Source organism: Kribbella sp. NPDC049174 (assembly GCF_043197365.1).
In the GTDB taxonomy this organism is placed as follows: domain Bacteria; phylum Actinomycetota; class Actinomycetes; order Propionibacteriales; family Kribbellaceae; genus Kribbella.
The window spans coordinates 90,829-103,635 of the sequence record NZ_JBICSZ010000009.1 but is presented as its reverse complement, the minus strand read 5'-3'; the positions used below and the strand labels follow the sequence as shown (position 1 = coordinate 103,635).

The 12,807-nt window shown below is 69.1% G+C and carries 15 protein-coding genes; 8 read left to right on the top strand and 7 right to left on the bottom strand.

What is annotated here, in order from left to right; all coding sequences use genetic code 11:
* Positions 1-84 precede the first annotated feature (84 nt).
* From ACGFIF_RS34700 to ACGFIF_RS34690, 3 genes are all read right to left on the bottom strand, one after another.
* Complete coding sequence (locus ACGFIF_RS34700) at positions 85-600, bottom strand: M23 family metallopeptidase (RefSeq protein WP_393160331.1); 516 nt, start codon at positions 598-600, stop codon at positions 85-87.
* A gap of 212 nt (positions 601-812) precedes the next feature.
* On the bottom strand, positions 813-1,025 hold the full coding sequence (locus ACGFIF_RS34695; protein ID WP_393160330.1) for an excalibur calcium-binding domain-containing protein: 213 nt from the start codon (positions 1,023-1,025) through the stop codon (positions 813-815).
* Complete coding sequence (locus tag ACGFIF_RS34690) at positions 997-1,122, bottom strand: hypothetical protein (protein WP_393160764.1); 126 nt, start codon at positions 1,120-1,122, stop codon at positions 997-999. Before ACGFIF_RS34690 ends, ACGFIF_RS34695 begins: the two co-directional genes overlap by 29 nt.
* A gap of 130 nt (positions 1,123-1,252) precedes the next feature.
* On the opposite strand from ACGFIF_RS34690, the gene ACGFIF_RS34685 reads away from it, so the two are divergent.
* Positions 1,253-3,028 carry a histidinol-phosphatase gene (locus ACGFIF_RS34685; RefSeq protein ID WP_393160329.1) on the top strand — a complete coding sequence of 592 codons (1,776 nt, stop codon included), beginning with the start codon at positions 1,253-1,255 and terminating at the stop codon, positions 3,026-3,028.
* A gap of 17 nt (positions 3,029-3,045) precedes the next feature.
* Positions 3,046-3,618, top strand: a complete 573-nt coding sequence (locus ACGFIF_RS34680; RefSeq protein ID WP_393160328.1) for a hypothetical protein — start codon at positions 3,046-3,048, stop codon at positions 3,616-3,618.
* Here ACGFIF_RS34680 and ACGFIF_RS34675 read toward each other — a convergent pair.
* A complete protein-coding gene (locus ACGFIF_RS34675; protein WP_393160327.1) occupies positions 3,615-5,861 on the bottom strand; it encodes a HelD family protein in 2,247 nt (748 codons plus the stop codon). The two genes, ACGFIF_RS34680 and ACGFIF_RS34675, sit on opposite strands and share 4 nt — an antisense overlap.
* 170 nt (positions 5,862-6,031) lie before the next feature.
* On the opposite strand from ACGFIF_RS34675, the gene ACGFIF_RS34670 reads away from it, so the two are divergent.
* Entirely contained in the window at positions 6,032-6,559 is a 528-nt protein-coding gene (locus ACGFIF_RS34670) for an NADPH-dependent FMN reductase (RefSeq protein WP_393160326.1), read from the top strand.
* Between the two features lie 30 nt (positions 6,560-6,589).
* The gene (locus ACGFIF_RS34665; protein WP_393160325.1) at positions 6,590-7,609 is read left to right on the top strand and encodes an LLM class flavin-dependent oxidoreductase; all 1,020 of its coding nucleotides are present in this window, start codon (positions 6,590-6,592) and stop codon (positions 7,607-7,609) included.
* Here the strand turns inward: ACGFIF_RS34665 and ACGFIF_RS34660 are convergent.
* Positions 7,596-8,114 carry an Lrp/AsnC family transcriptional regulator gene (locus tag ACGFIF_RS34660; RefSeq protein WP_393160324.1) on the bottom strand — a complete coding sequence of 173 codons (519 nt, stop codon included), beginning with the start codon at positions 8,112-8,114 and terminating at the stop codon, positions 7,596-7,598. The two genes, ACGFIF_RS34665 and ACGFIF_RS34660, sit on opposite strands and share 14 nt — an antisense overlap.
* 141 nt (positions 8,115-8,255) lie before the next feature.
* Here ACGFIF_RS34660 and ACGFIF_RS34655 point away from each other — a divergent pair, with 141 nt between their 5' ends.
* Positions 8,256-9,410, top strand: a complete 1,155-nt coding sequence (locus tag ACGFIF_RS34655) for a trans-sulfuration enzyme family protein (protein ID WP_393160323.1) — start codon at positions 8,256-8,258, stop codon at positions 9,408-9,410.
* Between the two features lie 4 nt (positions 9,411-9,414).
* Here the strand turns inward: ACGFIF_RS34655 and ACGFIF_RS34650 are convergent, their stop codons facing one another.
* On the bottom strand, positions 9,415-9,993 hold the full coding sequence (locus tag ACGFIF_RS34650; protein ID WP_393160322.1) for a ClpP family protease: 579 nt from the start codon (positions 9,991-9,993) through the stop codon (positions 9,415-9,417).
* A 126-nt stretch (positions 9,994-10,119) separates the two neighbouring features.
* On the opposite strand from ACGFIF_RS34650, the gene ACGFIF_RS34645 reads away from it, so the two are divergent.
* The 3 genes from ACGFIF_RS34645 to ACGFIF_RS34635 are packed head-to-tail and all read left to right on the top strand — an operon-like array spanning position 10,120 to position 11,852.
* Entirely contained in the window at positions 10,120-10,476 is a 357-nt protein-coding gene (locus ACGFIF_RS34645) for a helix-turn-helix domain-containing protein (RefSeq protein WP_393160321.1), read from the top strand.
* Between the two features lie 3 nt (positions 10,477-10,479).
* Entirely contained in the window at positions 10,480-11,460 is a 981-nt protein-coding gene (locus tag ACGFIF_RS34640; protein ID WP_393160320.1) for a pyridoxal-phosphate dependent enzyme, read from the top strand.
* Complete coding sequence (locus ACGFIF_RS34635; protein WP_393160319.1) at positions 11,457-11,852, top strand: GNAT family N-acetyltransferase; 396 nt, start codon at positions 11,457-11,459, stop codon at positions 11,850-11,852. The genes ACGFIF_RS34640 and ACGFIF_RS34635 overlap by 4 nt, the downstream gene beginning before the upstream one ends.
* On the opposite strand, the gene ACGFIF_RS34630 is transcribed toward ACGFIF_RS34635, so the two are convergent.
* Positions 11,839-12,714 (bottom strand): hypothetical protein, encoded by an 876-nt coding sequence (locus tag ACGFIF_RS34630; RefSeq protein ID WP_393160318.1) that lies wholly within the window; start codon positions 12,712-12,714, stop codon positions 11,839-11,841. The genes ACGFIF_RS34635 and ACGFIF_RS34630 overlap by 14 nt on opposite strands.
* Positions 12,715-12,807: the final 93 nt, after the last annotated feature.

Below are 12,807 nucleotides of genomic sequence, written 5' to 3'. Positions count from 1 at the left end.
CAGGCACAGATCCTGGTCGACGGTGCCGAAACCGTGCTCAGGAGTTGAGCTGCTCTCGCTTGTGCGACGGAATCGCTGGTTTCGTCAGCAGTATGAGCGGCAGCCGTGGTCGGGGCCGTAGGTGCGGCGGGCTTTGGTGACTGCGGTGACGGGGGAGAGCTGATGGCCGTTGCGCCATGCGTTGAGGAAGGGTTGTGGTGATACCGAGCCGCGGCGGATCCACCACTTGCCCGCGGTCGTCGGCCAGCTGATGCCGAAATGGAGGTGGGGTGGGGTGATGCGGGCGCTGCCGGTGTTTCCGATTGAGCCGAGCGCCTGCCCGGCGCGGACCCGGAGACCTGGTGTGACTTCGTTGGGGATCGCCGACAGGTGTGAGCCGTAGTACCGCACGCCGTCAACCCCGACCACCGAGACCGACAACCCGCCGCGGTCCCGGCCGACGTTGGTCTTCGAGTCCCAGTTGTCCACCCGGATCACCTCGTCGACCCGACCATCCACCGGCGAGACGAAGCTGCATCCCTTCGCCGCGAAGATGTCCGACGCAGGATAGTCATGATGACTCTGCGACGCGGACGCTTTACAGCCCCGGATCGGGAACACGTACACAGTCCTTGCCGTTGGCAACACAGTCGACGGACTGGGCGTCCTGGTCGGTTCAGTCGAGGCGCTGGCAGTCCCGGTGGGTGTCGGCGAACGAACGGCCGGCGCGTCCGACTCAGTGTTGTCGAACGCGCCGGCCGACGAAAGTGCGACCAGACCACCGGCTGTGACCACAGCCGCGGCTGCCAGGAACACCGCCCAGACAGACCGCCTCACGAGAACCAGAAGGCGTTCACGGTCGCGGTCGAGTACACCGTCTCGCAGGGAATGCCGTTGTTGTCGGCATCCATCCGGGCCGGCCGGTTGTAATACCACCAGTAGGCAACGGCTTCTCCGTACGTCGCTCCGCGCGCAGCCAGATCCCGACAGAACAGCCCGGCCGTCAGCGCCCGGACATCACCGACAGGTGAGCAGGACGAAAACACTGACCGCGACTCCGGCCAGGGCCGCCAGCGTCGCGTTGCCGCGATCCGGGCCGGTGAGCTTGCGATGTTTCGTGACAGAACGCAGTTCTCCATTCATGGTTTCCCCCGCGCTCATTGAAACGTCGTCGCTCTGCGTTGTCCATGGGTGGCGTTCACCGGGACAACATCTGGTGGTCATGGAAAAGGGTGATGATCGCGGCGGATTCCGCCATCCGAGAGGACACACGATGGGCCACTCCCACGACCACGGACAGGGTCACGGCCACGGGCACGGGCATGACCACGGGCATGACCACGCGCACGGGCACGATCATCACCACCCGAACACCGAGCTGGACGCGGCCACGCTGGCCGCGCTGGACGAATCGGTGCCGGACGGTGATCTCTCGCCGAGTGAGGTGTCCCGGCGGGCGCTGCTGCGGTCGGCCGGCATCCTCGGGGGTACGGCGGCGCTGGCCGTCAGCGGAGCCCAGGTCGCCGCGGCCACGACCCCGGCGGCCGCCGCTGCCAGGGACGGCTGGATCTTCCGGCCGGGCAACCGCCCGAACGTCTGGCTGGCCGGCGACCACCACATCCACACGCAGCTGAGCTCCGACGGTCTGTACCGGGTGATCGACCAGGCTCGGCATGCGGCGGCGTACGGGCTGGACTGGCTGGTCATCACCGACCACGGCGGCGCGACGCACGCCCGGATCGGTGTGGATCTGGTCAACCCGCAGATCAAGGCGGCCCGCTCGGAGTTGCGCGACACGCTGATCTTCCAGGGGCTGGAGTGGAACATCCCGGCCGCCGAGCACGGCACGGTCTTCGTCGCGCCGGGCAGCCGCGAGGTCGACGTACTGAAGCAGTTCGAGAACAGCTACGACGGCAGCGTGAAGGGCGCCGGGGCGAACACACCCGTCAACGAGGCGCTCGCGGTGTCCGGCATCCAGTGGCTCGGTCAGCAGGTGGACAAGCGCCGGGTCGCGGACGCGCTGTTCCTGGCCAATCATCCGGCCCGCAACGGCATCGACAGCCCGCACGAGATCCGCAACTGGCGTGACGCCGACCCGCGGATCGCCGTCGGCTTCGAAGGTGCACCGGGTCACCAGGCGGCCGGCCTGCCGCAGGGCATCGGCGGTGCGAGCGCCCGCGGCTTCTACGGCAACTCGCCGAACGCGAACTCCTTCCCCGGCTATCCGGCCGAGAGCTACCGGACCTGGGGTGGCTTCGACTGGATGACGGCGACCGTCGGCGGCCTCTGGGACAGCCTGCTCGCCGAGGGCAAGCCGTGGTGGATCAGCGCCAACTCCGACTCGCACGTCAACTGGAACGAGACCGCCCGCCGCCCCGACGGCTCGAGCCAGGCGCAGTTCGACCGCGACGGCCGCTACATGGACCCGGTCTACGGCAACGCGGTCAACTCGACCGCGGGCGACTTCTGGCCCGGCTTCTACAGCCGCACGCATGTCGGTGCGGGCCGCCGCGACTACCTCGCGGTGATGGAGGGTCTGCGCAACGGCCGCGTCTGGGTTGACCACGGCGCACTGGTCAAGGGTGTCGAGGTCGAGGTCCGTGAGGTCGGCAAACGGTACGGCGAACCGCTCGGCGGAGCCCTGATCACCCGCAGTGGTCGCTCGCTCGAGCTCGTCGTACGGATCACCGCGCAGACGCTGCCGAACTGGGCGAACTTCGTACCGACCCTCAACCGCGTCGACGTCATTCAAGGCGCGGTGACGGGACCGGTCGCGGACCGCGACACGTTCACGACGCCGAGCACCAAGGTCGTCCAGCAGTGGGACACCTCGGGTCGCCGCGGCACGTTCGAGCTGGTGTACCCGCTGGGCAAGGCGGAGGCGCCGTTCTATGTCCGCGTCCGCGGCACCGACGGGAAGCGCAGCCAGCCCGGGTACCTGGGCGCCGCGATCGACCCGGCCGGTCCGCAGCTCGACGTGGTTGGCGACGCGGACCCGTGGGTCGACCTGTGGTTCTACACGAACCCGATCTGGGTGCTACCGAAGTAGGGAATGACACCACAGCCATGATCATCGCGATCGACGCGGACAGCCGGGACACGGCCGAGGCCGACCACCTGCTGTACGACCTGCTCGACGTCGTGGACCAACCGGTCGTCGCCTGCACCCACATGGTGTCAGGCGGCGACCGCCCGCACGTGGCGGTCTCGCTCATGAGTGCGGCGGACCTGGCCGACGACATCCGCGACCACTTCGCCGATCACACCGTCGGCCTCGCGATCACCCGCCCGGGCGCGTCCGAGCCCGAACTCGCCGGCCCGAGTCACCTCGTCCGCGGCGCGTACGTCGCCGCCGTCGAAGCGGCCCTGGGTACGGCGGGACGCGCGGTCCGCTGGCCTGGACACGAACAGGCCCACGGCGTCCTGCCGGCTGCGGAACTCCGCACCCGCTGCGGTATCGACCACCTCGAAGCCGTCGGCGGCCTCGCCATCACCGACGACTCACTGATCGACACGCGAGACTTCCTCCGCCCAGTCCGACGTGGCGGCCGTCTCGTCCTCCAGGTCCAGCCCGCCGCCGGCGACGTACTGATCCCTTTCGAACTCCAGCACCAGCAGAAGTGCTGCGCCGACCACTAACGCCGGTCGTCCCAGGCGACGGACGACTGCAGTACGTCGGGAAGCGGGCCGACGACCCCGAGTCGTTGGGTGCACCGGGTCAGAGCGACGTACAGATCGCGGAGACCGCGGGGAGACTCGATCAGGATGCCGTCGGGGTCGACGACCAGGACCGAGTCGAACTCGAGGCCCTTGGCGCCGGCGGCGTTCAGCACCGTCACGTCACTCAGGTGCGCCACAGCCTCCTGCACCAACTCGAGGCGACTGCGTGACGTGATGACGCCGACCTGCCCGTGCTGCGTCTCCTCCGCGGCGACCTTCTGGACGTACGCCGCCTGATCGGCAGCCGCGATGTCCGCGTGCCAGGGCTTCACCCCGGTCGACCGAACCGAGCGCGGCGCCTTCGCCCGTGGGTCGACCTCGCGGAGTACGTCGCCGGCAAGCTCCATCACCTCGGCCGGGGTGCGGTAGTTGAGCGTCAGCTCGGCCAACCGCCACCGATCGCCGAAGGTGGAGCCCAGCGCGCCTTCCCAGCTCGTCCCGCCGCCGACCGCACCGGTCTGCGCGACATCGCCGACCACGGTCATCGACCGCAGCGGACACCGTCGTGCGATCGCCCGCCACGCCATCGGCGTCAGCTCCTGCGCCTCGTCCACGATCACGTGCCCGTAGGTCCACCGCCGATCCGCCGCGGCCCGGTCGGCCAGCGTCCGATCGTCCTCGGCCTGGTACCGCTCCGCGAGCATCTCGGCATCGAGAATGTCCTTCGCGGTCAGCACTTCCGACTCGTCGTCCTCGTCGAAGTCGGTCGAGGCCGAACCGGTCAGCACGTCCAGCGAGCCTTGTGCGTAAGCGATCGCCCGGGCCCGGGCCGCCTTCTCCCGAGCCGCCTCACGCCCGTCGTCACCGAGCAGCTCGGCCGCTTCGTCGAGCAGCGGTACGTCGGACGGGCTCCAGTCATCGCCGTACCGCAGCAGGTGTTCGCGATCGAGCACGCTCAACTGCGGCGCGGCCAGGGCCAGCCGGTCCTCGTCGCCGTACAGGTCCTCGAGGAGTTTCTGCGGGCTGAGCAGCGGCCAGAGCTGGTCGAGCAGAGTCTGGACGGCCGGCTCGGCGAGGACCTCCTTGCGCAGTTCCGCGAGGTCGTACTCGTCGAGCAGGTTCTCGCCGCCGAGTGGGTCGGCGCCGATGATGTCGGCGTACTGGTCGGTCAGGAAGTCGACGATCTCGGTCAGGAAGAACGGCCGGGCCTGGTTGTGGGTCAGCTGCCGGCGTCTCGCCCGCTCGCGCGCGTCGACACAGACCTGAGGGTCGAGCCGGAGCACGGTCTGTTCGACGGTGACGTGAATCGGGCGATCGGGGACCCACTGCCGGTCGGCGACCGCTTTGGCGATCACCTCGGCCATCACCGCGCGGCCCTTCACCTCGGCGCTCTCCGCGACTTCCGGCCGGGTCGCGGTCACGCCGGGGAACAGTTCGGCGACGGTGACGAGCCGGACACCGTCCTCACCGAGTGACGGCAGCACCTCACCGATGAACCGCAGGAACGCCGGATTCGGCCCGACGACCAGAATTCCGCGCTTTTCCAGCTGTTCACGGTGCGTATAAAGCAAATAGGCGGCGCGGTGCAACGCGATCGCGGTCTTACCGGTTCCCGGACCGCCCTGGACGACCAGGATTCCGGGAAGTTCCGAGCGGATGATCCGGTCCTGGTCGGCCTGGATCGTCTGCACGATCGACTCCATCCGGCCGGTCCGGCGGGCGTCGAGCGCCTTCAGCAGGACGGCCTCGCCCATCACGCCGGTGCCGGGCTTGGACGCGTCCGGTGCGTCCCGCTCCAGGTCGAGCTGCTCGTCCTGGACGTCGATCACCTTGCGCAACCGGGTCTGGATGTGGCGACGCCGGACCACACCCTCGTTCGCGACCGCGGTCGCGATGTAGAACGGGCGGGCTGCCGGTGCGCGCCAGTCGACCAGCAACGGTTCGTAGTCGTCGTCGTGCAGTCCGATCCGGCCGAGGTGCAGGGTCTCACCGTCGGCAGCGTCCAGGCGGCCGAAGTACAGACCCTCCTCGGCGGAGTTGAGCCGGGCCAGCCGGACGCTCAGCTCGCGGAGCCGGCCGTCGCGCTGGTGCAGGGCCTGGGCGTTGCGGGTGTGGACCAGCTGCTCGTCCTGCTTGCGGCCCTCGGTGTGCTCGCGCTCGGCGTCGAGCGCGGCGTAGAAAGTCGTCAGGTGATTCTGCTCAGCCTGGACCGGATTCGGCAATTCCAACCCCTTGTGATAAAATGCACCGCGTTGGCTCCCGGGGACCATTTCTGCATTTCCTCTGGTCGCAGCCACAAATCCGTGAGTTTATCCCGGTTCCCGCATTTTCTGAACTGCGTGCCACGACGAGGCTTGACCTCAAGTCGTGTTGAGGTACTAGCGTCCCCGACGTGACCGTTCATCCGCTGCGGCTGGCCCTGCTCACCCGCAACGTCGACGCCGGTCGCTTCGGCACTCTGGTCACCCGCTGGTTCGCCCGCGAGGTCGAGCGGTACGACGACTTCAAACTCGATCTGATCGACCTGAGCGCCGTACCGCCCGATGCTCTCCGAGCCCGGATCGGTGAAGCCGATGCTGCGGTGATCGTCACCGCCGAGTACAACCACGCCTACCCGGGCGACCTCAAGACCGCGATCGATGCGGTCCGCCGGCCCTGGTACGGGAAGCCGATCGCCTTCGTCGTGTACGGCGGCCGATCGGGCGGACTGCGCGCCGCCGAGCAACTCCGGCTGGTCTTCGGCGAGCTGCACGCGGTCACGATTCGCGACACCCTCGGCTTCCACGAGACCGACTTCACCGCTGACGGCGAGCCGATCGACCCGACCACCCCGGCCGCCGCCTCCGCGTTGCTTCATCAGCTCGCGTGGTGGGCCAGACCACTGCGCGACGCGCGCGAACAAACGCCGTACCCGGAATAGGCTGCGGCCGGGCGCGGTTGCTGGTTCAACGTGAGCGCCGAACCGATGCCCCTGTCCGTGCTCGATCTCTCGCCGGTGCCGACGGGTTCGCGTCCGTCCCAGGCGCTGCACGAGACCCTCGAACTGGCCCGGACCGCCGAGGCCGCCGGGTACCACCGCTACTGGCTGGCGGAGCATCACAACATCCCGAGCGTGGTCAGCTCGAGTCCCGAGGTGATGATCGCGGCCGTTGCCGCCGCCACCTCGAGCATCCGCGTCGGCTCGGGCGGCATCATGCTGCCGAACCACTCACCGCTGAAGGTCGCCGAGACGTTCCGCGTGCTGGCCGGTCTGCACCCCGGTCGCATCGACCTGGGTATCGGCCGTGCACCCGGCACCGACCAGCGGACCGCGCTGGCCCTGCGCCGCAGCCGGGAGGCACTCGGTGCCGACGACTTCCCCGAGCAGTACGCTGAACTCCGCGCGTACGCCGAAGGCTTCCCGGCCGGCCACCCGTTCGCGCCGATCTCAGCGCAACCGGACGACGTACCGCTGCCGCCGGTCTGGATCCTCGGTTCCAGCACATACGGCGGTCAGGCCGCAGCCGCACTGGGGACGGGCTTCGCGTACGCCGGTCACTTCGGCACCCTGGACCCGGCCGGCGTGATCGCGTCGTACCGGGAGAACTTCCAGCCCTCGGACCACCAGTCGGACCCGCACGTCATCCTCGCGCTGGCCGCGATCGTCGCCGACACGGAAGAACGTGCGCAGGAGTTGGCTCAGGCCAACGCCCTCTCGATGCTTCGCCTCCGCTCCGGACGCCCCGGCCCGCTGCCGTCGCCCGAGGAAGCGGCCGCCTACCCGTGGAGTGATGCGGAACGCGCCGCCGTCGAGGAGTGGTCCGGCCTGGTCTCCGTCGGCACGCCCGATCAGGTCGCCGCGGACCTGTCCCGTCGCGCCAAGGCAGCGGACGCCGACGAACTGATCATCACCACAAATATCCACAGCCCGGCCGAGCGCCGTGACTCCTTCCGCCAGTTGGCGGCGGTCTGGGGTCTCAAGCCCCGTTAGTCACCCCGCCGCGGACGTGCTCGAAGATCAGACTCGTCTCGGCATGCACCACGGCTGGATCAGCGGTCAGATGATCCAGCACGAACTCACGCAGCGCGTCCGGCGACGCCGCCGACACGTGCAACAGGTAGTCGTTCGCCCCGCTGACATGGAACAGCGACAGCACCCCCGGTAGCTCCGGCACCTTCGTCCGGAACCGGTTGATCTCGTCGCGCGAGTGCGCCCCGATCCGCACCGCCACCAGCGCCTGCAACGGCTGCCCCAGCGCGCCCAGGTCCACGTCGGCGTGGAAGCCCTTGATCACCCCGCGCTCGCGCAGCGACCGGACCCGCATCAGGCAGGTCGACGGTGCGATCCCGGTCGCCTCCGCGAGCGCGTTGTTCGCCATCCGGCCATCGGCGGCCAGCAGCCGGACCAGCTCCCGATCGACCTCGTCGAGCCCGCCGGGCCCGGTGCCCGGCGCCGCCCGCGGGGCCGGTCCAGGCGTCCGACGATCCTTCGGCATGACCTCACTGTAGATGTCCTCCACAGAATCCACAGCATGTGGATGAGCCTGTGGATGAATTTTCTTCGGAACTCTTGCGGTAAATCCGCAGAAGATTCCATCCTCATCGCCCAGCAGCCCTGAGCAGCCGAGGAGGCAGGCATGACCCAGCTCGACACCCGGTCGGTGCACGCCGGCCGTGACGACCTGACCGCGCTCGGCGTGCACGTCCCGCCGATCGACCTGTCCACCACCTACCCGCTGCCCGGTGTGGCCGCCGGTGGGACGTCGTACGACGAACTGACCCAGGGCAACGGCCCGGATGGCGGCAGCCTCGTCTACCAGCGCCTGTGGAACCCGACCGTCGCCCGGTTCGAGGACGCCCTCGCGGAGCTCGAGCACACCGACGGCGCGGTCGCCTTCGGCTCCGGCATGGCCGCGCTCACCGCCTGCCTGCTCGCCACCGTCGCGGCCGGCCGCCCCCACGTGGTCGCCGTACGCCCGCTGTACGGAGGCTCGGACCACCTGTTGTCCACAGGCCTCCTGGGTACGACGGTCAGCTGGGCGAAGGCGACCGAGGTCGCGGCGGCGATCCGGCCGGAGACCGGGCTGGTGATCGTGGAGACGCCGGCCAACCCGACCGTGCAGCTGGTGGACATCGCCGCGGTCGCTCGGCAGGCGGGAGACGTACCGGTGCTTGTGGACAACACGTTCGCGACGCCGGTCCTGCAGCAGCCGGCTCGTCACGGGGCGAGCCTGGTGCTGCACTCGGCAACCAAGTACCTCGGCGGCCACGGCGACGTCATGGGCGGCGTCGTCGCGGCCGGCGTGGAATGGATCACCCGGCTCCGCCAGATCCGGGCTGTGACCGGTGGCCTGCTGCACCCGTTGGCGGCGTACGAACTGCACAGGGGACTGCAGACGCTGCCGGTGCGAGTGCGGGCGCAGCAGGCGACCGCTATGAAGGTGGCGGACTGGCTGAGCGCCCAGCCCGCTGTGGAGACGGTGTACTACCCGGGCCTGTCGGACCCGCAGGAGCTGATCGGCCGCCAGCAGGCCGGACCGGGCGCAGTACTGGCATTCACTGTCGCCGGCGGGTACGACGCCGCGGCACGGGTAGCCGGTGAGCTGAAGCTCATCACGCACGCGGTGTCGCTCGGTGGTGTGGACACCCTGATCCAGCACCCCGCCGCACTCACCCACCGATTGGTCGCACCCGAAGCCAAGCCGTCCGACGGCCTGCTCCGTTTGAGCCTTGGCCTGGAAGACCCCGAAGACCTGACCAGCGACCTGGCCCAGGCGCTCGCCCAGGTCTGAACCGTCAGGCCGCCACCGGCGTGGGACGGCTGAGAACCCGATCGATGATCCCGTAGTCGAGCGCCGCCTCCGCGGTGAACCAGCGGTCGCGGTCGAAGTCGGTCTCGATCCGGTCCACCGACTGACCGGTCCGCTGGCTGATCAACTGCGCCAGGTCCGCCCGCGCCTTGATCGCCTGCTCCGCCTGGGTCTTGATGTCGGACGCCGTACCGCCCATCCCGCCGGTCGGCTGGTGCATCATGATCCGCGCGTGCGGCAGCGCGAACCGCTTGCCGGGTGCCCCGCAGGTCAGCAACACCTGACCCATCGATGCGACCATGCCCATCGCGTACGTCGCCACGTCGTTGCTGATGAAGCTCATCGTGTCGTAGATCGCCAGCCCGGCCGACACCGAGCCGCCGGGGGAGTTGATGTAGAGCGAGATGTCCGCCTTCGGGTCCTCGGCGTTCAGCAGGATCAGCTGGGCGCACAGGGCGTTGGCGTTCTCGTCCTTGATCTCGTCGCCGAGGACGAGGATGCGCTGCCAGAGCAGACGCTGGTAGATGTGGGCGTCCAGGTTGTTCGGAAGCTGAAACTCACTCATGCCGTCCAGCCTGCGCGCCACGCTCCGGAAGTGCCCGGGAATCTGCCCGTGGCAGATCTGCCCACCGCAGACCTCGGCGGGATGGCACACTCGGTACAGGACATCCGGAGGCGAGGAGGGCCAGTCGTGTTGCTACGCCAGGTGATCGGGAACGTCTTCCGCCGGCTGCGGCGCGAGCGGGGGATCACCCTGCGCGAGCTCGCCGAGCTGGCTCAAGTGTCGGTCCCCTACCTGTCCGAGATCGAGCGCGGCCGCAAGGAACCGTCGTCCGAGATCCTCGCCGCGATCTGCCGTGCGCTGGACCTCGAGCTGACCGACCTGCTGGCCGAGGTGCAGTTCGACCTGGCCACCGCGGTCCGGGCCACGCTGCCGATCCGCCTCCAGACCGCCGCGATCCGCGTCGAGGAGTCGGGGCCGCAGCGGATCACCTCGTCCCCGCGCGCGTACTCCGGCTCGGCCCAGGCTTTCTGCCTCGTCGCCTAGCTGGTGCGTTGGTATGACAACCCGGCCGCGCGGGCCTGGCGTACGACGCCTGCGCCGGCCGAGGTGCTGGCGTTCCACCAGAGCCTGCCCGGCTACCGCCCGACGCCGCTGACACCTGTCCCGTCGCTGGCGGCGGAGCTGGGTGTCGGGCGGGTCCTGGTGAAGGACGAGTCGCAGCGGCTCGGCCTGCCCGCCTTCAAGGCGCTCGGCGCGTGGTGGGCGATCCACCGCACGCTGCAGGATCACCCGGGACCGGTGGAGCTCGTCACCGCGACCGACGGCAACCACGGCCGGGCGGTCGCTCGCCGGGCCGCCATGCTCGGTCTGCCGTCTCACGTGTTCATCCCCGACGTTGTGAGCGACGCGGCGATCGACGCGATCCGCTCCGAGGGTGCGACGGTGACCGTCGTACCGGACTCGTACGACGCCGCGGTCGCCGAGGCAGCGTCGTACGCGGTGGACGACCGGCTGTTGATCCAGGACTCCGCGTGGCCTGGGTACGAGGTGGTGCCACAGCACATCGTCGACGGCTACTCCACTCTGTTCCGGGAGATCGACGTACAGCCCGACCTGGTCGTCGTACCAATGGGTGTGGGCTCGATAGCCCAGGCTGCCGTCACCCACTACCGCAGCGGCTCGTCCGCACCCGCTCTACTCGGCGTAGAACCTGCCACCGCCTCCTGCGTCACCACAAGCCTGCTGGCCGGCGAGCTGGTCACCGTCCCCACCGGCAAGACAGTCATGGCCGGCCTGAACTGCGGTACGGCCTCCACCCTCGCCTTGCCCGTACTCCGCTCCGGCCTCGACTACTCGGTGACAGTCGAAGACGACGATGCTCTCCGTGCGGTGGACGACCTGCACGCAGCCGGCATCTCCTCAGGCCCCAGCGGCGCCGCCACCCTCGCCGGCCTCCGCGCAGCCCGCAACCGCCTGCACCTCACCCCCAACAGCACAGTCATCCTGATCAGCACGGAGGCAGCGTGACCGACATCCGAGTGCGGTTCCCGGTTGATGATCGGGAGTTGTCGGCGTTGCACGCTGCCGCGTTTGGGGGTGCGGTTGAAGTGCAGGCGTGGGGTGCGCGGTTGGAGCGGTGGGCGCTGACGTGGGTGGGGGCCTTCAGCAACGATCGGTTGGTCGGGTTCGTGCAGGTGTGCTGGGACGGTGGCGCGCATGCGTTCGTGCTCGATACCGCCGTACACCCGGATCATGGGCGGCAGGGCATAGGGAAGCGGCTGGTGCTGGCTGCGGCGGATGAGGCGAAGGCGGCCCTGTGTGAGTGGCTGCATGTCGACTTCGAGCCACACCTGACCGCCTTCTACCTCGAGGCCTGTGGATTCCGGCCCACCGATGCGGGTTTGCTCAAGCTGAGATAGCCGTCAGCCGCTCGGTCGAGATGCAGGAGGTCAGGCAGCGTTCCTTCGCGTCGCCGAGCAGGTCCGCGGTCCACGTGGTGAAGCCGCCGTCGCCCAGATCTGCACCGTCGCAGCCGATGCCCAGCGCCGTACCGGAGTAGTAGTTCGCGCTCTTGGTCCGCTCGGTGTCCTCGACGAGGTCGGTCTTCAGCGCCGGGCGGACGGTGTCGTCGATCCGCTCCCGCACAGCCGACGGCGTGAACGTGGTGAAGCTGAGCTCGGCGCCGTCGCCCAGTACGTCGTGCCAGAAACGCAGGTGATCGATCAGCAGCTCGGCCTCGGTCCGGCCTGAGCCGGTGTCCCGCGCACTCGACACCAGCACGAACAGCTGGAAGTGCGCGAACATCCCCGGCCCCTCGACGGCCTGAGCCCGGACGACCCGCTGGCAGGTGGCCAGATCCACCCGCGCCTGACCGGCACGACGTCGTACGGCGGCCTCGAGCGCGAGCTCGTTGGTGGGATCGCTGGCGACCTCGGTACTGCGGATCGTGCTGAGCACCTGGTGCTGATTGATGTTCGAGACGACCGAAGACGTGCCGAGCGGTGTCACCGGAGACAACTCGACACCCGCGAACCGCTCCGGCAGCGCCTCCCACAGCCGCTGCTGGGTCTTCACGAGCTGCCGCGGATCGGTCGGCGACGGCTGCACGAACCGGTCCTGCTGCCACCGCTGCAGCAGCCGCGCCGGCGTCACCTTCGCGGCCCGCTCCCGACTCACATCCAGCAGCACCGACTGCAGATCCGACGGACTCAACCCGTCGACCAACGCCTCCCGGCTGCCTTCCGGCAACCGCGCCCAAACACGTTCGCTCACATCACCCATCGCTCTACTCTGTCCGATTCAGGGCCGCCGGCGCTCCTCATTTAGGCCTGGGGCGATGGCACACTGAGGCGTTCGCGGAGGACTGTCGGCGGG